14 protein-coding genes and 1 tRNA gene are annotated in these 17,218 nt (G+C 74.4%); 7 read left to right on the top strand and 8 right to left on the bottom strand.

Going from position 1 to position 17,218, the window contains the following annotated elements:
- The first annotated feature begins 141 nt into the window (after positions 1–141).
- Both LWC35_RS09730 and LWC35_RS09725 read left to right on the top strand, forming a co-directional pair.
- On the top strand, positions 142–1,104 hold the full coding sequence (locus LWC35_RS09730; RefSeq protein WP_232869721.1) for an ATP-binding cassette domain-containing protein: 963 nt from the start codon (positions 142–144) through the stop codon (positions 1,102–1,104).
- Positions 1,101–1,946 carry an ABC transporter permease gene (locus tag LWC35_RS09725; RefSeq protein WP_232869720.1) on the top strand — a complete coding sequence of 282 codons (846 nt, stop codon included), beginning with the start codon at positions 1,101–1,103 and terminating at the stop codon, positions 1,944–1,946. The genes LWC35_RS09730 and LWC35_RS09725 overlap by 4 nt, the downstream gene beginning before the upstream one ends.
- Here the strand turns inward: LWC35_RS09725 and LWC35_RS09720 are convergent.
- Both LWC35_RS09720 and LWC35_RS09715 read right to left on the bottom strand, forming a co-directional pair.
- Complete coding sequence (locus tag LWC35_RS09720) at positions 1,928–5,005, bottom strand: AfsR/SARP family transcriptional regulator (RefSeq protein ID WP_232869719.1); 3,078 nt, start codon at positions 5,003–5,005, stop codon at positions 1,928–1,930. The genes LWC35_RS09725 and LWC35_RS09720 overlap by 19 nt on opposite strands.
- Positions 5,006–5,062: 57 nt before the next feature.
- A complete protein-coding gene (locus LWC35_RS09715; protein ID WP_232869718.1) occupies positions 5,063–6,427 on the bottom strand; it encodes a dipeptidase in 1,365 nt (454 codons plus the stop codon).
- A 190-nt stretch (positions 6,428–6,617) separates the two neighbouring features.
- Between LWC35_RS09715 and LWC35_RS09710 the strand changes: the two genes are divergently transcribed.
- Entirely contained in the window at positions 6,618–8,285 is a 1,668-nt protein-coding gene (locus LWC35_RS09710) for a fatty acyl-AMP ligase (RefSeq protein WP_232869717.1), read from the top strand.
- Positions 8,286–8,330: 45 nt separating this feature from the next.
- On the opposite strand, the gene pth is transcribed toward LWC35_RS09710, so the two are convergent.
- The 4 genes from pth to glmU all read right to left on the bottom strand — a co-directional run bounded on the left by pth (position 8,331) and on the right by glmU (position 12,557).
- On the bottom strand, positions 8,331–8,927 hold the full coding sequence (gene pth / locus LWC35_RS09705; RefSeq protein ID WP_232869716.1) for an aminoacyl-tRNA hydrolase: 597 nt from the start codon (positions 8,925–8,927) through the stop codon (positions 8,331–8,333).
- Between the two features lie 3 nt (positions 8,928–8,930).
- Positions 8,931–9,611 carry a 50S ribosomal protein L25/general stress protein Ctc gene (locus tag LWC35_RS09700; protein ID WP_232869715.1) on the bottom strand — a complete coding sequence of 227 codons (681 nt, stop codon included), beginning with the start codon at positions 9,609–9,611 and terminating at the stop codon, positions 8,931–8,933.
- Positions 9,612–10,083: 472 nt separating this feature from the next.
- Positions 10,084–11,064, bottom strand: coding sequence for a ribose-phosphate diphosphokinase (locus tag LWC35_RS09695; protein WP_504937472.1), 981 nt, complete (start codon positions 11,062–11,064; stop codon positions 10,084–10,086).
- Entirely contained in the window at positions 11,061–12,557 is a 1,497-nt protein-coding gene (gene glmU / locus LWC35_RS09690; protein ID WP_232869714.1) for a bifunctional UDP-N-acetylglucosamine diphosphorylase/glucosamine-1-phosphate N-acetyltransferase GlmU, read from the bottom strand. Before glmU ends, LWC35_RS09695 begins: the two co-directional genes overlap by 4 nt.
- A gap of 149 nt (positions 12,558–12,706) precedes the next feature.
- Between glmU and LWC35_RS09685 the strand changes: the two genes are divergently transcribed.
- Both LWC35_RS09685 and LWC35_RS09680 read left to right on the top strand, forming a co-directional pair.
- Positions 12,707–13,180, top strand: a complete 474-nt coding sequence (locus tag LWC35_RS09685) for a L,D-transpeptidase (protein WP_232869713.1) — start codon at positions 12,707–12,709, stop codon at positions 13,178–13,180.
- A gap of 112 nt (positions 13,181–13,292) precedes the next feature.
- On the top strand, positions 13,293–13,730 hold the full coding sequence (locus LWC35_RS09680; RefSeq protein WP_232869712.1) for an OsmC family protein: 438 nt from the start codon (positions 13,293–13,295) through the stop codon (positions 13,728–13,730).
- Positions 13,731–13,942: 212 nt separating this feature from the next.
- Here the strand turns inward: LWC35_RS09680 and LWC35_RS09675 are convergent.
- Positions 13,943–14,013, bottom strand: a tRNA-Gln gene (locus tag LWC35_RS09675).
- A 166-nt stretch (positions 14,014–14,179) separates the two neighbouring features.
- Here LWC35_RS09675 and LWC35_RS09670 point away from each other — a divergent pair.
- Complete coding sequence (locus tag LWC35_RS09670; protein ID WP_232869711.1) at positions 14,180–15,409, top strand: class I SAM-dependent methyltransferase; 1,230 nt, start codon at positions 14,180–14,182, stop codon at positions 15,407–15,409.
- 24 nt (positions 15,410–15,433) lie between these two features.
- Here LWC35_RS09670 and LWC35_RS09665 read toward each other — a convergent pair.
- Positions 15,434–16,317, bottom strand: a protein-coding gene (locus tag LWC35_RS09665; protein ID WP_232869710.1) for an IS5 family transposase whose coding sequence is annotated in 2 segments (ribosomal slippage) — positions 15,434–15,936 and positions 15,936–16,317 — 885 coding nt in all. Because the reading frame shifts where the segments join, the coding sequence is not laid out codon by codon here.
- 207 nt (positions 16,318–16,524) lie between these two features.
- On the opposite strand from LWC35_RS09665, the gene LWC35_RS09660 reads away from it, so the two are divergent.
- The gene (locus LWC35_RS09660) at positions 16,525–17,196 is read left to right on the top strand and encodes a PIG-L deacetylase family protein (protein WP_232869709.1); all 672 of its coding nucleotides are present in this window, start codon (positions 16,525–16,527) and stop codon (positions 17,194–17,196) included.
- Positions 17,197–17,218 lie beyond the last annotated feature (22 nt).

Raw genomic sequence — 17,218 nt, 5'->3', positions numbered from 1 at the left:
CGCGGGTCCGCCGTGAGATCCGCCGATCGGCGCAGCGGTGGCAGGCGGCGCACCCGGATCTGACGGCTCGCCACGTCCGCTGACGCGGCGGGGCAGGCCGGTGTCAGCCGGATGGCAGCGCCCCCGCCGACAGTGGTGGCCATGAACGAACCGGCCATCCGCGTCGAGGGTCTCGTGAAGACCTTCGGCGCCACCACCGCCCTCGCCGGCGTCGACCTGGAGGTCCGGCGCGGCAGCGTGCTGGGCCTGCTCGGGCCGAACGGTTCCGGCAAGACCACCACCGTCCGCGTCCTGTCCACCCTGCTGCGCCCGGACGGCGGCCGGGCCACCGTGCTGGGCCACGACGTCGTGGCCGACGCCCCGGCCGTCCGCCTGCGGATCGGCCTGACCGGCCAGTACGCCGCGGTCGACGACGCCCTGTCCGGCGTCGAGAACCTGCGGCTCATCGGCCGCCTCCTGGACCTGTCCCGGCGCGACGCCCGCCGTCGCACGGACGAGCTGATCGAGCGGTTCGGCCTGGCCGAGGCCGCCGGCCGCCGGGTCAAGACCTACTCCGGCGGCATGCGCCGGCGGCTCGACCTCGCCGCCAGCCTCGTCGGCCGGCCCGACGTGCTCTTCCTCGACGAGCCGACCACGGGCCTCGACCCGCGGCACCGCAACGAGGTGTGGGAGCACGTCCGCGCCCTCGCCGCCGAGGGGACGACCGTCCTGCTCACCACCCAGTACCTGGAGGAGGCCGACCAGCTCGCCGAGGACCTCGTGGTCCTCGACCACGGCGAGGTGATCGCGAGCGGCACCCCGGCGTCGCTCAAGGCCGACGTCGGGGGGCAGCTGTTGCACGTGCGGCCGCTGCACCGGGCCGACGTCGGCGCCGTCGCCACGCTGCTCGGCGAGCTGACCGCCGAGACGCCTGCGATCGACCCGACCGGCGAGCTGACCCTGTCCGGCACGCCCGCCCTGCTGCACCGGCTCGGCGTCCGGCTCGAGGAGGACGGCGTGCCCGTCGCCGAGCTGGGGCTGCGGCTGCCGAGCCTCGACGACGTGTTCCTGACCCTGACCGGCCGCCCCGCCGAGGCCGGCCCCGCGACCGAGGAGGCCGCATGACCACCACCACCAACACCGCCACCAACACCGCCCCCGTCCCCACGACCGTCGCCCAACCCCCGCCGCGCACCGGGGCCCGCCACGGGCCGTCGACGCTGCGGCACGGCGCCACGCTGGCCTGGCGAGGACTGGTCAAGACGGTGCACTCGCCCGAGGCGCTGATCGACGTCACCCTGCAGCCGGTCATCTTCCTGCTGCTGTTCGTGTACGTCTTCGGCGGCGCGATCGCCGGCGACACCTCGGCGTACCTGCAGTTCGCGCTGCCGGGCGTGCTGGTGCAGACGGTCATCTTCGCCTCGGCCGGCACCGGCACGGGGCTGGCCGACGACCTGCACACCGGGATCTTCGACCGGTTCCGGAGCCTGCCGATCTCCCGGGCGGCCCCGCTGCTCGGCGCGATCGGCGCGGACCTGGCCCGCTACGCGACGTCCGGCGTGATCATGCTCGTGTTCGGCACGATCCTCGGCTTCCGCACCTCCGCGGGCCCGCTGGCGATCGTCGCCGCGCTGCTGCTGGTCATGGCGTTCGCGTTCGCCCTCTGCTGGGTGTTCACGGCCCTGGCGATGCTGGTCAAGGACCCGCGCTCGGTGCAGGGCCTGGGCGCGCTCATCTCGCTGCCGCTGACCTTCGGCAGCAACGTCTTCGTGCCGGCGTCGACCATGCCCGGCTGGCTGCAGGGCTGGGTGGACGTGAACCCGGTGTCGAAGACCGCCGACGCCGTGCGCGGCCTGCTGCTCGGCGGCCCGGTCGCGGGCCCGGCGGGCACCGCCCTGCTGTGGGCCGCCGGCATCACGCTGGTCTTCGCGCCGATCGCGGTGACGCTCTACCGCCGGCGGACCTGAGCCCGCAGCAGGTCCAAACCGGGCTGCGGCGGGAGGCTCCGGGCCTCCCGCCGCAGGCCGTCCGCCTCGGGCCCGAGGGCCGTCAGCAGGGCGACCACGGCGGGGTCCCCCCGGTCGAGCACGCCGCGGCGGGCCTCGGCGACGCCCAGCGCCCGGGCGCTGCCCTCGCGGTCCCCGTGCGCCATGGCCAGCTGGGCGACGGTCTCGGCGACGAAGCCGACGACCGGGCCGTCCTTGCTCGCGTCCGCGGCGTCGACGGCCTCGACCAGCAGCTCGGCCGCCCGGCGGAGATCACCCGCGGCCAGCTCGACCAGCGCGCGCTGCGCGGCCAGGTGGGCGCTCCGCTGGGCGACGGCGATGCCGCCGGGCTCCGGGTCGACGGTCGCGAGCCGGGCGCGTGCCCCGGCCACGTCGCCCTCCAGACGGTCCAGCTCGGCGAGCGAGACGTGCACCATCTCCGGCGAGGCGTACTCGGAGCCGTCCAGCATCCCCAACGCCTCGGTGTAGAGCTTGCGGGCCAGCGCGTGGTCGCCCGTGCGCGCCGCCAGGCTGCCGCGGCGGACGAGGTACTGCGGAAGGTCGTCGTCGTTGGCGAGCTCGGTGGCGAGCGCGATGGCCTCCTCGAAGGCCGCCGCGGCGGCGTCGGCGTTGCCCGCCCACGCCTCCAGCTCGCCGAGCGTGGTCAGCGTCATCCCCAGCCCGAAGCGGTCACCGACCTGCGTGAACAGGGCGTGCGCGGCCCGGACCAGCTCGCGTTCGAGGTCGATCAGGCCTGCGTTCTCGGACAGCGTCGCGCGGATCTCCAGCGCGAACGCCCGCACCCACGGGTCCGGGTGCGTCGTGCTGATCGAGGTCAGCGGCGCCTGGTCGGTGGTCGCGAAGGCCTCGCCCAGCGGCGCCAGCAGGTCGAGCGCGGGATGCCGGGGCCGCGGGACCGACGCGGCCTGCACGGTCGCCCGTGCGACGTGCCGCTGCGCCTCCTCCATCTCCCCGCGGCCGAGCGCCTCGATCGCCCGGAACGCGGTGACCCGGGCGACCACGTCGAGCGGGGCGCCCTCCGTGGGGAGCGCGCCGACCGCGCGCACCCAGGTCATCGACTCCTCGGTGGCGCCGCGGATCAGCCAGCCCCAGAACATGCCGGCGACCAGGCGGTACGCGGTCGCGGCGTCCTGCTCGGCGACGGCCCGGCGCAGCGCCCCGGTGATGTTGCCGGCCTCCGCGCGCAGGACCCCGAGCCACCGCAGCTGGTCCCGGCCGCGCAGCTCCGGCTCGGCCCGTTCGACCAGGGCGACGGTCCAGGCCGCGTGCCGCGCCGCCGTCGCGGCCTCCTCGCCCGAGGCGACGAGGCGCTCCCGTGCGTACTCGCGGATGGTCTCCAGCATCCGGTACCGGGTCGGCGCCCCGGCCTGCGGGACCGCGACGACCAGCGACTTGTCGACGAGCGCGGCGAGCGTGGTGAAGGGGTCGTCCAGCCCGTCGCCGCACACCTGGTCCGCCGCGTCGGCGGTGGCGCCGCCGGAGAAGACGGCGAGCCGGCGGGCGAGGGCGCGTTCGGCCTCGTCGAGCAGGTCCCAGCTCCAGTCGACGACCGCGCGGAGGGTCTGGTGTCGCGGGAGCACCGTCCGGGCGCCCGTGGTGAGCAGGCGGAAGCGGTCGTCGAGCCGGGTGAGGATCTCCTCCGGGCTCAGCGCCCGCAGCCGGGCGGCGGCGAGCTCGATCGGGAGCGGCTGGCCGTCCAGCCTGCGGCAGATCTCGGCGATCGTGGGGGCGTGCGCGGCGGCCGCGAACCCGGGTGCGACGGCGTCGGCCCGGTCGGCGAACAGCCGGGCGGCCGCGGCGCCGTCGAGCGCCTCGACGGGGTGCAGCCGTTCCCCGGGCACGGCGAGCGGCTCGCGGCTGGTGGCCAGGATCCGCACCGCCGGGCAGCGGGCGAGCAGCGTGCCCGCGAGGTCCGCGCACGGACCGATCAGGTGCTCGCAGTTGTCGAGGACCAGGACGAGGTCGCGCCGGCCGACGGCGGCCACCAGCCGTTCGACGTCGGGGTGCTCCTCCTGGCGGATCACCAGCTCCGGTGTGCCGACCGCGGCGAGCACCGTCTCCGCCAGCTGGTCCGGGCCGGTGAGCGCGGCGAGCTCGGCGACCGCCCCCTCGGGGCAGGCCTCCCGGGCGAGCCTGGTCTTGCCGGCGCCGCCGGGCCCCACGAGCGTGACGAGCCGGCCCGTCTCCAGCAGCTCCCGCAGCCGGTCGACGTCCGCCTCCCGGCCGACGAAGCTGGTCAGCGGCGGAGGTGGCGCGGAGCGGGCCGGACGCGGAGGGGGAGCCGCCGGCACGACCGTGCCGCGCAGGACGTCGAGGCGGGCCTCGTCCAGCTCCGGGCCGGGATCGACGCCGAGCTCGTCGGCCAGCCGCGCGCGGGTCCGGTCGAGCACCGCGAGGGCGTCGGCCTGGCGACCGGTGGCGTGCAGGGCGCGGGCCAGCGCGGCCGCAGCGGTCTCGCGCAGCGGTTGCTCGGCGAGCAGCGTGGTCAGCGGCTCCACGCTGCCCGCTGCGCGGCCGAGCACCAGATCCAGCCCGGCCGCGCGTTCCAGGGCGTCCGCCCGGCGGCCGTCGAGCCGGTCCGCGGCGGGGCCGGCGAAGGGCAACCGGCGGACGTCGGCGAGGGCCGGTCCGCGCCACAGCGCGAGCGCCTGCCCGACCAGCTCGCGGGCGGTCCCCGGGTCGGCCTCGTGCTCGGCCTCGGCGATCCGCAGGGCCGCGCGCACGCAGTCGACGTCCGGGGGCGGCAGGTCGAGGCGGTAGCCGCCGGGCACGGTGACCACGAGATCGGGCCCGAGGGCGCGACGCAGCCGGGAGACCAGGGCCTGCAGGGCGTTCGCCGAGGCCGGCGCCGAGTCGGCTCCGGTGCCCCACAGGTCGTCGACCAGCGTCTCGGCGGTGACGGTGCGGCCCGGCGCGAGCGCGAGCCGGGCCAGCAGCCCGCGCAGGCGCAGCCCGGCCGGTGCGACGTCGGCACCCGACGCGGCCCACGCCGCCACCGGGCCCAGCACGCCGATCCGCATCGGCTCAGTCTGCCGGGCGCACCGGCCTGGCGCTAGCGATATATCGAGAGCGGTCGCTCAGCGGCGGAGCTCGTCGAGCAGGAAGGCCTCGGCGCGGGCTCCGGTGGCGAACATGGACAACGACAGCGACTCGTCGATCCCGTGCCACCGCGAGGCGGGGTCGCCCACGCCCGTGACGAGGACGGCCGCGCCCGGGAAGGTGCGGGCGAACTCGGCGATGAAGGGGATCGAGCCGCCGATGCCCATCTCGACGGTCGCGGTGCCGAAGGCCTCGGAGAAGGCGCGCCTGGCCGCGTCGTAGGCGCCGCCGTCGGCGTCGAGCGAGAAGGGCTCGGCCACGCCCGATCCCGGCTCGACCGTGACCTGCGCTCCCCAGGGCACGTGCGCCCGGAGGTGCTCGGCGAGCTTCTCCCGTGCGGCGAGGGCGTCCTCGCCGGGGGCGAGCCGCATGCTGACCATCGCGCGGGCGCGCGGGAGCAGCACGTTCGCGGCCTGCGCGACCGAGGGTGCGTCGATCCCGAGGACCGCGATCGCCGGCTTGTGGTAGATCCGCTCGGCCAGCGTGCCGGTCCCGAGCAGCTCGGCGCCCTCCACGAGGCCCGCCTCGGCGCGCCACTCCGCCTCGGGGATGTCGGGGACGTTCTTGGCGGCGGCGTCCGTACCGGTGTTCGCGTGCAGCCCGGGGACGGCGACCTCGCCCTTCTCGTCGTGCAGGCTCGAGAGGGCGTGGGTCAGCGCGGTGAGCGCGTCGCCGACCGGGCCGCCGAAGACCCCGGAGTGCAGCGGTCGCTCCAGCAGCGACACGTCGATCACGACGTCGACGAGGCCGCGCAGGCTCGTGGTCAGCGCCGGGACGTCGACGGCCGGGTTGGCGGCGTCGGCGATCACGATGACGTCCGCGGCGAGCAGCTCGTGGTGCTCGCGCAGCAGCTGCGGGAGCGTGGGGGAGCCGGACTCCTCCTCGCCCTCGACGAACAGCGTGACGCCGACGGGGGGCTTCCCCTCGTACGCACGCAGCACGGCGAGGTGGGTCATCACGCCGGCCTTGTCGTCCGCGGCGCCGCGGGCGTACAGCCGGCCGTTGCGCTCGGTCGGCTCGAACGGCGGGCTGGTCCAGCGCTCGTCGCCGCCGGTGGGCTGGACGTCGTGGTGGGCGTAGAGCAGCACGGTCGGCTGCCCCTCGGGCGCGGGCCACCGGGCGACGACGGCGGGCGCGCCCCCTTCCGCCCGCAGGATCTGCAGGTCCGCCGGGTTCAGGGCGCCGGCGAGCTCCGCGACGGCCGCGGCGCTCGCCTCGGTGTCGGCGGCGTGCGCCGGGTCGGCCCAGATGCTGGGGATGCGCACCAGCCGCTCGAGATCGGCGCGGGCGCCCGGGATCACGGCCTCGACGGCCGCGGCGATCGAGTCACGGGTGGAAGCCACGGCCCGACCCTACGCCCGCCCCTGCCCTCGGGACCGGCGCGGACGGGGCCGCCGGATCGCGTTATGGATCCATAACGGGCTCTCATGGGCTCTCTGGTCGCGTTATGGATCCATACTGCGCTCGGGCGGGCGGCTTGATCGCGTTATGGATCCATACTGCGATCACCGGTGCGGGCCTTAGGCTGCGCCCATGTCCCGGTTCCTCGCGACGTTGCTGGAGTCCGCCGCCGACACCTCCCGCGGCATGACCACCGGCGAACCCGCCGCCCCCATCCGTCGGTCGTGGAGCGAGGTGCACGGGACCGCGCGCGGGATCGCCGACGCCCTGCGCCGGCCCGACGGCGACACCCCCGCCCTCACCCGCGGCGGTGCCGTGGGCGTGCTGGCGGGCGACCCGGCGGCGATCGCCCCGCTCGCCCAGGCGGTCTGGCTCACCGGCGGCAGCGTCACGATGCTGCACCAGCCCACCGCCCGCACGGACCTGATGCACTGGGCCGAGGACACGGTCGCGGTGCTGCGGATGATCGACGCGAGCATGGTGCTGCTCGGCGCCCCCTTCGACGGGCTGGCCCCGGTGCTCACCGACCGCGGCATCCCGTTCCGGCTGCTCGAGTCGCTGCAGGGCGACCCGGCCGCGGTCACACCCGACGCCGACGTGGCGAACGAGGACGACACCGCGCTCCTGCAGCTCACCAGCGGCTCCACCGCCGAGCCGAAGGCCGTGCGCATCACGCACCGCAATCTGCACGCGAACATCACCGCCATGCGCGAGGCCGCGCGCCTCGACGTCGAGCGCGACGTGATGGTCTCCTGGCTGCCGCTCTTCCACGACATGGGCATGGTCGGGTTCCTGACGGTCCCGATGGTCACCGCGCTCGAGCTCGTCACGGTCACGCCGGTCGACTTCCTGTCCCGGCCGCTGCTCTGGGCGGAGCTGATCTCGAAGTACCGCGGCACGGTCACGGCCGCGCCGAACTTCGCCTACGCCGTGCTCGCCCGCCAGCTCGCCCGGACCGACCAGGAGCTGGACCTGTCGTCGTTGCGGATCGCGCTCAACGGCGCCGAGCCCGTCGACCCGGTGGCCGTCGGCGCCTTCGTCGACGCCGGGGCGCGGTTCGGGCTGCGCCCCGAGTCCGTGCTCTGCGCCTACGGGATGGCCGAGACGGCGCTCGGCGTCGCGTTCGCACCGGTCGAGACGGGCCTGGCCGTCGACGAGATCGACGCCGACGCCCTCGAGTCCGGCCGTCGCGCCGAGCCCGCCGGCGAGGGGCCGAGGCGAGCGTTCCCGTTGCTCGGGCCGCCCCTGCCGGGGATCGAGGCGCGTGTCGTCGGGGAGTCGGGCGAGGTGCTCGGGACCCGCGGGGTCGGGGTGATCCAGCTGCGCGGCGAGTCCGTGACGCCTGGCTACCTGACGGTGCACGGCCCGGTCGCCACCCGGGACGCCGACGGCTGGTTCGACACCGGCGACGAGGGCTACGTCGTCGAGGACGGCCAGGTCGTGGTGTGCGGGCGGCGCAAGGACGTGATCATCATGGGCGGGCGCAACATCTACCCGACCGACATCGAGCGCGCCGCCGCGGAGGCCGACGGCGTGCGGGCGGGCAACGCGGTGGCGGTCCGGCTGTTCGCGGGGGAGGGACAGCGGCGCGAGTCGTTCGCGGTGGCCGTCGAGGCCCGCAAGGCCGACGACGAGGCCGAGGCCGCCGTGATCCGCAAGGACGTGACCGCGCGGGTCGTGTCCGCGGTGGGGGTGCGGCCCGCGCGGGTGGAGGTCCTCGCACCGGGGACCCTGCCCAAGACGCCCTCGGGCAAGCTGCGCCGGGCCGCCACCGCCGACCTGCTCGCCTCCCGGTCCTGACGCCGACGGGGCCCTCCCGCACGGTGGCGGAAGGGCCCCTCGGGATCAGCCGGACAGCGCGTGGAAGCGGTTCTGCGCGGGCTCGAGGCCCTGCTCGAGCAGCGCCTCCGCGGCGTCGGCGGCCAGGTCGACCGCGAAGTCCAGCTCCTTGCGCTCGGTCGCGGAGAACCGCTTGAGCACGTAGTCCGCCGGGTCCTGGCGGCCGGGCGGGCGACCGATGCCGAAGCGCACCCGCAGGTAGTCCTTGGTGCCGAGCGAGCGGCTGATCGAGCGCAGGCCGTTGTGCCCGCCCTCGCCGCCGCCCCGCTTCAGCCTGATCACGCCGAAGCCGAGATCGAGGTCGTCGTGCACCACGACGAGCTCCTCGGGCGGCACGGAGAAGTACCGGACCAGCCCGGCGACCGGGCCGCCGGACTCGTTCATGTACGTCCGCGGCTTGGCCAGCACGACCTTGCGGCCGGCGAGCCTGCCCTCGGCGACCTCGGCGTTGGACCGCTTGTGCAGGGAGAAGCGCGCGCCGGCGCGCTCGGCCAGCAACTCGGCCACGCCGAACCCGACGTTGTGCCGGGTGTCGGCGTAGCCGGGCCCGGGGTTCCCGAGCCCGACCACCAGCGCCGTGCCGGCGGACGGTGCCGGCGCCACCGATCAGCTCTCGGCGGAGGCGTCGCCCTCGGCGGACTCGCCCTCGGCCGGGGCCTCGGACACGTCGGCCGGGGTCTCCGGGGCGTCCTCGACGACACCGGCGCCCTCGGCGTCCTCGGTCGCCTCGAGGTCCTCGGCGGTCGGCGCGGCGACCACGTTGACGACCAGGTACTCGGGGTCGGTGCGCAGCTCCGAACCCGTCGGCAGCGCGACCTGGCCCGCCAGGAACTGGGTGCCGACCTCGGCGCCCTCGACCGAGACCTCGACGTTCTCGGGGATGTTCAGGGCGTCGGCCTCGACCTCGATGGTGTTCAGCTCCTGGGTGACCAGGGAGCCAGGGGCCGCCTCACCGGTGATGATCACCGGGATCTCGACGACGACCTTCTCGCCCTTCTGCACGACGAGCAGGTCGACGTGCTCGATGTAGGGGCGGATCGGGTGGAAGGTCACGGTCTTGGTCAGCGCCAGCTGGCTGCTGCCCCCGACGATGTCCAGCTCGAGCACGGCGTTGCGGCCCTGCTCGCGGACGACGGCGGCGAACTCCAGCGACGGCAGCGTCAGGTGCTGCGGGTCGGTGCCGTGCCCGTAGAGGACGGCGGGGATCTTGCCCGCCTTGCGGGTGCGCCGCGCGGCGCCCTTGCCGAACTCGGTCCGGGTCTCGGCGGCGATCTTGGACTGGGCCACGGTGGGTCTCTCTCCTCGAACTGCTGATGTCGCGTGCGCGCGGCGAGGAGGCGGCGGAACAGCCGACCACACGTCGATGACGGCGGGCTCGTCGAACAACCCGCCCTCGCCGCGGAACCGCCGACAAGAGTACGCCCGCACCGGAACGGGCTCGTCGCAGGGTCCGCCAAGGCGGACACCCGGGGCGGGCTCGGGAGAATCGATGATTCCCGCGGCGGTGGCCGAGGGCCGTCCGGCCTGCGGCGATGAGCCGGTCGTCCGTACTCGCTCCGCGCCGGCGCCGGCGCCGGCGGCGGTGAGGGTCACGCGGGAGGTGTCGCTGCCGGCCACGGGGCCGGGTCGTCGGCGGGGTCGTCGGCGGGGTCCTCGGGGGACGCCCTCATCGGCGGCTGCACCTCGACCAGGGTGGGCCGCCCCGCCGAGAACGCCGAGGGGCGGGAGGCTCGTGCCTCCCGCCCCTCGGCACGTCCGCTCAGGCGTTGCCGTCGAACAGGCTGGTGACCGAGCCGTCGTCGAACACCTGGTGGATCGCCTCGGCGAGCAGCGGGGCGATCGAGAGCACGGTCATGTTCGGGAACCGCTTCTCGTCCGGGATCGGCAGCGTGTCGGTGAAGATCACCTCGCGGGCGCCGCACGTGGACAGCCGCTCGACCGCGGGGCCGGAGAGCACCGGGTGCGTGGCCGCGATGATCACGTCCTTCGCGCCCTCCTTGAGCAGCACCTCGACCGTCTTCGCCACCGTGCCGCCGGTGTCGATCATGTCGTCGATGACCACGCAGGTGCGGCCGTCGATCTCACCGACCACGCGGTTCGCCTTGGCCTCGTTCGGCTTGAGCGGGTCGCGGGTCTTGTGGATGAAGGCCAGCGGCGTGCCGCCCAGCGTCTCCGCCCAGCGCTCGGCCAGCCGCACGCGCCCCGAGTCCGGCGAGACGACGGCGAGGTCGGCCCCCGCATAGTTCTGCTTGATGTGCTCGGCGAGCACCGGCAGCGCGAAGAGGTGGTCGACCGGGCCGTCGAAGAAGCCCTGGATCTGCGCCGTGTGCAGGTCGACGGTCATGATCCGGTCCGCACCGGCCGTCTTGAACAGGTCCGCGACCAGGCGGGCCGAGATCGGCTCGCGGCCGCGGTGCTTCTTGTCCTGGCGGGCGTAGCCCCAGAACGGCATGACCACGGTGATCCGCTTGGCCGAGGCGCGCTTGAGCGCGTCGACCATGATCAGCTGCTCCATGATCGCGTCGTTGATCGGCGCGCTGTGCGCCTGCAGGACGAACGCGTCGCACCCGCGCACCGACTCCTCGAAACGGACGAAGATCTCGCCGTTCGCGAAGGAGTACGCCGACTGCGGCGTGACGGTGACGTCGAGCTCCTTGGCGACCTGCTCGGCCAGCTCGGGGTGCGCCCTCCCGGAGAAGAACATCAGGTTCTTCTTCGGCTGACCCGACATCGCACTCACTGCGCTGTGCCTCCTCGGCCGCTGTCGGCCGCGCCCCGGGCGGCCGTGTCGCTGGCCCGCTCGGCGGCCTCGGCCGCCGGCGTGCCGGGTCGCTTCCGTACGACCCACCCGTCGATGGTGCGCTGTGGCCCGGACGACACCGCCAGCGCCCCCGGTGGAACATCCTCGCGGACGACCGTGCCGGCACCCGTGTAGGCGCCGTCGCCGATGCTCACCGGGGCGATGAACATGGTGTCGGACCCGGTCCGGACGTGCGACCCGATGGTGGTGCGGTGCTTGGCCACACCGTCGTAGTTGACGAAGACCGACGAGGCGCCGATGTTGCTCTGCTCGCCGATCGTGGCATCGCCCACATAGGTGAGGTGCGGCACCTTGGAGCCGCGGCCGATGTCCGCGTTCTTCACCTCGACGAAGGTGCCGATCTTGCCGTCGGGCCCCAGCCGCGCACCCGGGCGCAGGTAGGCGAACGGGCCCACGGAGGCGCCGGGGCCGATCGACGACGACGAGCCGTGCGTCCGGACCACCGAGGCGCCCTCGCCGATCTCGACGTCGGTGAGCGTGGTGTCCGGCCCGACGACCGCCGCGTCGCCCACCGTGGTCTGCCCGCGCAGCTGCGTCCCCGGCTCGACGACGACGTCCCGCCCGAGCCGGACCTGGACGTCGACCCACGTGGTGGTGGGGTCGACGACGGTCACGCCCGCGAGCATCCACCGCTCCAGCACCCGCCGGTTCAGCTCCGCGCGGACCGCGGCGAGCTGCACCCGGTCGTTGACGCCCGCGACCAGCCACGGGTCGTCGACGCGCACCGCCTCCACGCGCAGCCCGTCGGCGACCGCGAGCGCGACCAGGTCGGTGAGGTAGAGCTCGCCCTGGGCGTTCGCGGTGTCGAGGCGGCCGAGGCCGGAGGCGAGGAAGGCGGCGTCGAAGGCGTAGACGCCGGAGTTGATCTCGGTGAGCGCGCGCTGCTCCTCCGTGGCGTCCTTCTGCTCGACGATCCGCAGCACCGAGCCCGTGGGGTCGCGGACGATCCGGCCGTACCCCGTGGGGTCGTCCAGGTCCGTGCTGAGCAGCGTGACGGCGGCGCCCGCGGTCTCGTGGAGCCGCAGGACCTCGGTGAACGTCGTGGCGTCGAGCAGCGGCACGTCCCCGTAGGTCACCAGGACGGTGCCGGTCAGCCCGCCGGGCAGGGCGGCGAGACCGCAGCGGACCGCGTCGCCCGTGCCGTTCTGCTGCTCCTGGACGGCGGGCAGGACCCGGCGCGCCACCTCGTCGCCGAGGCGCTCGAGCGCGGCGCCCACCTGCTCGCGGGCGTGCCCGACGACCACCGCGAGGTGCTCCGGCTCCAGTTCCGCGACGGCGTGCACGGCATGCCCGAGCAGGCTACGGCCGCCGATCTCGTGCAGCACCTTGGGGGTCGCGGACCGCATCCGGGTCCCCTCACCCGCGGCCAGCACCACGGCGGCGGCGGGGCGGGCGGAAGGGCGGTCGGGCATGGGCGCTCCTCGAGAGATGGTCGGGTCCCCGATGCGGGGCGAATCCTACGCGGGCCTGTCGGGCCGCTCGCCGGCCTCGTTACCTCGCCCCGTCCCGGTCGTTGTGCTGTCGGCCGGGGCGAACGGGATGAAAGGTGCCGAGCGGACAGATGGGAAGGCACAGCAGGGCGCGCCCGCCGCGGGTCCGTGGGGCGGTCGCGGCCGGACTGGTCGGGGTGGGGACGCTCGCCGCCGGCCAGGGCCAGGCCGTCGCGGGGCCCGGCCCCGTCGAGGGGACCCCGTGCACCGCGGAGGCGCGGGCCTGCGTGGACCTCGCCGGGAAGAAGGCCTGGTTGGTCGACGACGGCAGGGTGGTCCGCGGCCCCGTCGCCACGAGCCCGGGCGGGCCCGGCCACGAGACGCCGCGCGGCGACTTCGTGGTCGAGTGGAAGAACGACACGCACCGCAGCAAGGAGTTCAACGACGCGCCGATGCCGTTCGCGGTGTTCTTCGCCGAGGGCGGCATCGCGTTCCACGAGGGCAACCTGCAGACGCCGTCGGCCGGCTGCGTCCGCCTGGCCAACGAGGACGCCCGGGCCTTCTACGACTTCCTCCAGGTCGGCGACGCGGTCCAGGTGCGCTGATCCTCCGCTCGTCGTCCCGATCGGACCGGTCGGCGATCTCGCACCCACCTCGCGTGTAGCCGGGCCCGCGTGGTGGGTTCCCCCTACGGACCATCGCCGACGGGAGGCCCGAATGCCCACTCGCACCGCACGGACGGCCTGGAACGGTTCCCTGGAGCAGGGATCCGGCCAGGTCGAGCTGACCAGCAGCAAGGTCGGTACCTACGAGGTCAGCTTCCCCAAGCGCGCGGCCGAGGAGGCCGGCGGCACCACCAGCCCGGAGGAGCTCATCGCCGCGGCCCACTCGGCCTGCTACGCGATGCAGCTCTCCGCGCTCATCGGCCAGGAGGGCGCCACGCCCGAGGCGCTCGACGTCAAGGCCGACGTCTCGCTGGGCCCGGACCAGGGCGGCGGGTTCCGGATCACGGGCATCGCGCTCACCGTCCGGGGCGAGGTCCCCGGCATGGACGCCACCGCCTTCGAGAAGGCCGCCCAGGCCGCCAAGGAGGGCTGCCCGGTCAGCAAGGCGCTGACCGGCACCACGATCACGCTCGACGCCGCGCTGGACTGAGGCGCGCCCGTCGGGCGGGAGGGACTTCGCATGCGCACGACCACGAGCCCGGGGTGCACGGGGAACGGGCGGCCCCCGCCGCCGTCCCCGCCGAAGCCCGCCTGCGGTCCCTGACCCCCAGGGCCGCGACCGACGCGAAGGGCGGTCCGCCGCGATCCGGCGGGCCGCCCTTCCGCGTGTGCCGGGTCGGGCACGAGGGCCCCGCGACGCCGCTCCGCCGCCAGGATTCGAACCTGGACCATCGGAACCAAAATCCGAGGTGCTGCCGTTACACCACGGCGGACAGGCCTCCATCCTGTCACGGGCGTGTCCGGCGGCTGCGGCGGCGCGTCCGGCCGGGTCGGGGCGGCGCGCTCGGCCGAACGGCCGCAACCGCGGGGTAACGGCCGCACGGGAGCGGGCGAACCCGGACGTGTCGTGCAGGCCGTCGCCGTGGGGGCATCAGAACCGTGACCGATCTCCGTTGCCGGCTGTGCGGGGCCAGTGCCCTGCGCAGCTTCCTCGACCTCGGGGCGACGCCCCCGTGCGAGCTGTTCCTCACCGCCGACGCGCTCGAGCGGCCGGAGCCGACCTACCCCCTGCACGTGCGGGTCTGCGAGGAGTGCCTGCTCGCCCAGCTCCCCCCGCTGATCACGCCGGAGGAGACCTTCACCGAGTACGCCTACTTCTCCTCGTACTCGACGTCGTGGGTGGAGCACGCGGAGCGGTTCGTCGACTCGTCGCGCGAGCGGCTCGGGCTCGGGCCGGACTCGTTCGTCGTCGAGGTGGCCAGCAACGACGGCTACCTGCTGCAGCACGTGGTCGCGCGCGGGATCCGGTGCCTGGGCATCGAGCCGTCGCGCAACGTGGGTGAGGCCGCGCGCGAGCGGGGCGTCCCCACCTTGACCGCCTTCCTCACCCCGGAGACCGGAGCGCAGGTCCGCGCGGAGCACGGGCCGGCGGACCTGGTGGCCCTGAACAACGTCTACGCCCACATCCCCGACGTCGTCGGCTTCACCGAGGGCCTGCGCGCGCTCGTCGCCGACGACGGCTGGGTGTCGATCGAGGTCCAGCACCTGCTCACGCTCGTGGAGCGGACCCAGTTCGACACCGTCTACCACGAGCACTTCCAGTACTACACGCTGCTCACGGCCCAGCGCGCCCTCGCGTCGGGCGGGCTGACGGTCGTCGACGTCGAGCTCCTGGACACCCACGGCGGGTCCATCCGCGTCTGGGCCCGGCCGGCCGCCGTCGCGGGCGAGCCCTCGGCCCGGGTGCGCGAGGTGCTGGCCGCGGAGGAGAAGGCCGGGCTGCACACCGCCGACGGTCACGACGGCTTCGCCGAGGCCGTCTCGCGGGTGCGCGACGACCTGGTGGCCTTCCTGATCGAGGCGCGGCGCGCCGGGAGGACCGTGGTCGGGTACGGGGCGCCCGGCAAGGGCAACACCCTGCTCAACTACTGCGGCATCCGGCCGGACCTGCTGCCGTACACGGTGGACCGCAACCCGTACAAGCACGGCCGGTTCACCCCGGGCACGCGGATCCCGGTCCTGCCGCCGGAACGCATCGAGGCCGACCGGCCGGACTACGTGCTCGTCCTCCCGTGGAACCTGCGCGACGAGCTCGTCGAGCAGCTCGCGCCCGTGCGGGAGTGGGGCGGGCGGCTCGTGTTCCCGATCCCGTCCCTCGAGGTCGTCTGAGAGAGTGTTGTAGAACCTCCGCGATCAGTCCTTGAGGTCTTCTGCTAACCGGCGAGCGGCTTCCTTCTCGATCTCACTGCGGGGAGCGGGGAATTCCTCACCGGCGAGCCGGGCGGCCATCAGCCGGATCATCGCGAACTTGATCATCGCCTCGGCGTGAGCGGTCTTGCGTTCGTAGTCCCGGGCCAACCGTCTACACCTCGTCAACCAGCCGAAGGTTCGTTCCACCACCCACCGGCGGGGCAGCACCTGGAACCCTTTCACGTCGGCGTTACGCGGGACCGCGACCACCTCCAGCCCCTCGGTACGTCGCGCCCAGCCGACCAGTCCGGCATCCACGGAGTTGACATAGCCGCCGTCGACCCACACCAGCCCGAGCAGCGGGAACCGGGCCCGGGCACCGGAGAGCATCAACCGGGCACCCGCCCGGTCCTGCACCGACGCCGAGTGCACCACCACGTGCAGCATCAGGCCGAGGGTGTCGACAAGCAAGTGGCGTTTGCGGCCCCGCACGCGTTTCCCGGCGCGTAGCCGATCTGCTCACCACCCTCGCTGGAGCGGGCCGACTGGGAGTCCAGCACCCCGGCCGAGGGCTGCGGGTCACGGCCGTCGGCGATGCGGACCCGGTCGCGCAGCACCTCATGGACCCGGTCCCAGGTGCCGTCGCGAGTCCAGGCCCGAAACCACTGGTAGGCGATGCTCCACGGGGCCAGATCGTGCGGGACCAGCCGCCACGCGCACCCACTGACCAGTACATAGGAGATCGTGTCGACGATCAACCTGCGAGAGTGCACATACGGGCGCCCACCCAACACCGCCGCCGGGCGTGGCAGCAACGGCTCGATCACCACCCACTGCCCGTCGGTCACCGACGAGTCATAAGCCGGCTTGCAGCTACAGACACACACCCGACCGGACGATCACCACGTCCCTGCGCCTATCACCGCCGCCACGCCGAGCGATCACCAGGTTTCACAACACTCTCTGAGAGCACCGGGAGTGATCGTTCGGCTCTGTCGGCGCGGGATGCGACGGGGGATGCTGAGGGTCGTCACCGACCGCACCACGGCGTCCGCCCGTCGCCGTCCCGTCCGCGAGGAGCGCTGAGCCCGACGATGCTGAGCCTGTTGCCCGAGCGCCTGGACCGGATGGTCCTGCTCGGAGCCCACTGCGACGACATCGCGATCGGCGCGGGCGGAGCGCTGCTCGAGCTCTGCCGGGCCCACCCGGGCGTCTCCGTCACGGCCATGGTGCTGACGGGGGGCGGTTCGCTGCGCGAGGAGGAGGAGCGGGAGGCGCTCGCGGCCTTCTGCCCCGGCGCCAAGCTCGAGATCATCGTGCACGACCTGCCCGACGGGCGCGTGCCGGTGCGCTGGGAGCGCGCCAAGCAGGCGGTCGAGGAGGTCCGGGCGATGGGGGAGCCGGACCTGATCCTCGGACCGACGGCCCACGACGCGCACCAGGACCACCGCACCCTGTCGAAGATCATTCCGACGGTCTTCCGCGACCACCTGGCCCTCGGCTACGAGATCCTGAAGTGGGAGAGCGACCTCGCGCAGCCGTCGGTCTACCTGCCCCTCGCCGAGCCGGTGCTCCGGGAGAAGGTCACCAAGCTCCTCGAGCACTACGGCAGCCAGCGGGACCGGACCTGGTTCGACGCCGAGACGTTCGCCGGACTCGCCCGGGTGCGCGGCGTGCAGTGCCACGCGCGCTACGCCGAGGCCTTCCACGCCCAGAAACTGGTCCTGGGCGTGGCGCCGCTCACCGGGATCGACCCCGTCGACTAATGCTCCCCGTGCCGCGGACGAG

It is taken from the genome of Pseudonocardia kujensis (assembly GCF_021283305.1).
Lineage (GTDB): Bacteria > Actinomycetota > Actinomycetes > Mycobacteriales > Pseudonocardiaceae > Pseudonocardia > Pseudonocardia kujensis.
The sequence above is the reverse complement of the archived record's forward strand: the minus strand, read 5'-3'. Positions and strand labels throughout refer to the sequence as shown.

Excerpts from the sequence above, each read along its gene's own strand:
- glmU (WP_232869714.1), bottom strand. The coding sequence starts at position 12,557 with ATGCCCGACCGCCCTTCCGCCCGCCCCGCCGCCGCCGTGGTGCTGGCC.
- LWC35_RS09730 (WP_232869721.1), top strand. The coding sequence starts at position 142 with ATGAACGAACCGGCCATCCGCGTCGAGGGTCTCGTGAAGACCTTCGGC.
- LWC35_RS09725 (WP_232869720.1), top strand. The coding sequence starts at position 1,101 with ATGACCACCACCACCAACACCGCCACCAACACCGCCCCCGTCCCCACG.
- LWC35_RS09685 (WP_232869713.1), top strand. The coding sequence starts at position 12,707 with ATGGGAAGGCACAGCAGGGCGCGCCCGCCGCGGGTCCGTGGGGCGGTC.
- LWC35_RS09720 (WP_232869719.1), bottom strand. The coding sequence starts at position 5,005 with ATGCGGATCGGCGTGCTGGGCCCGGTGGCGGCGTGGGCCGCGTCGGGT.
- LWC35_RS09680 (WP_232869712.1), top strand. The coding sequence starts at position 13,293 with ATGCCCACTCGCACCGCACGGACGGCCTGGAACGGTTCCCTGGAGCAG.
- LWC35_RS09660 (WP_232869709.1), top strand. The coding sequence starts at position 16,525 with ATGCTGAGCCTGTTGCCCGAGCGCCTGGACCGGATGGTCCTGCTCGGA.
- LWC35_RS09710 (WP_232869717.1), top strand. The coding sequence starts at position 6,618 with ATGTCCCGGTTCCTCGCGACGTTGCTGGAGTCCGCCGCCGACACCTCC.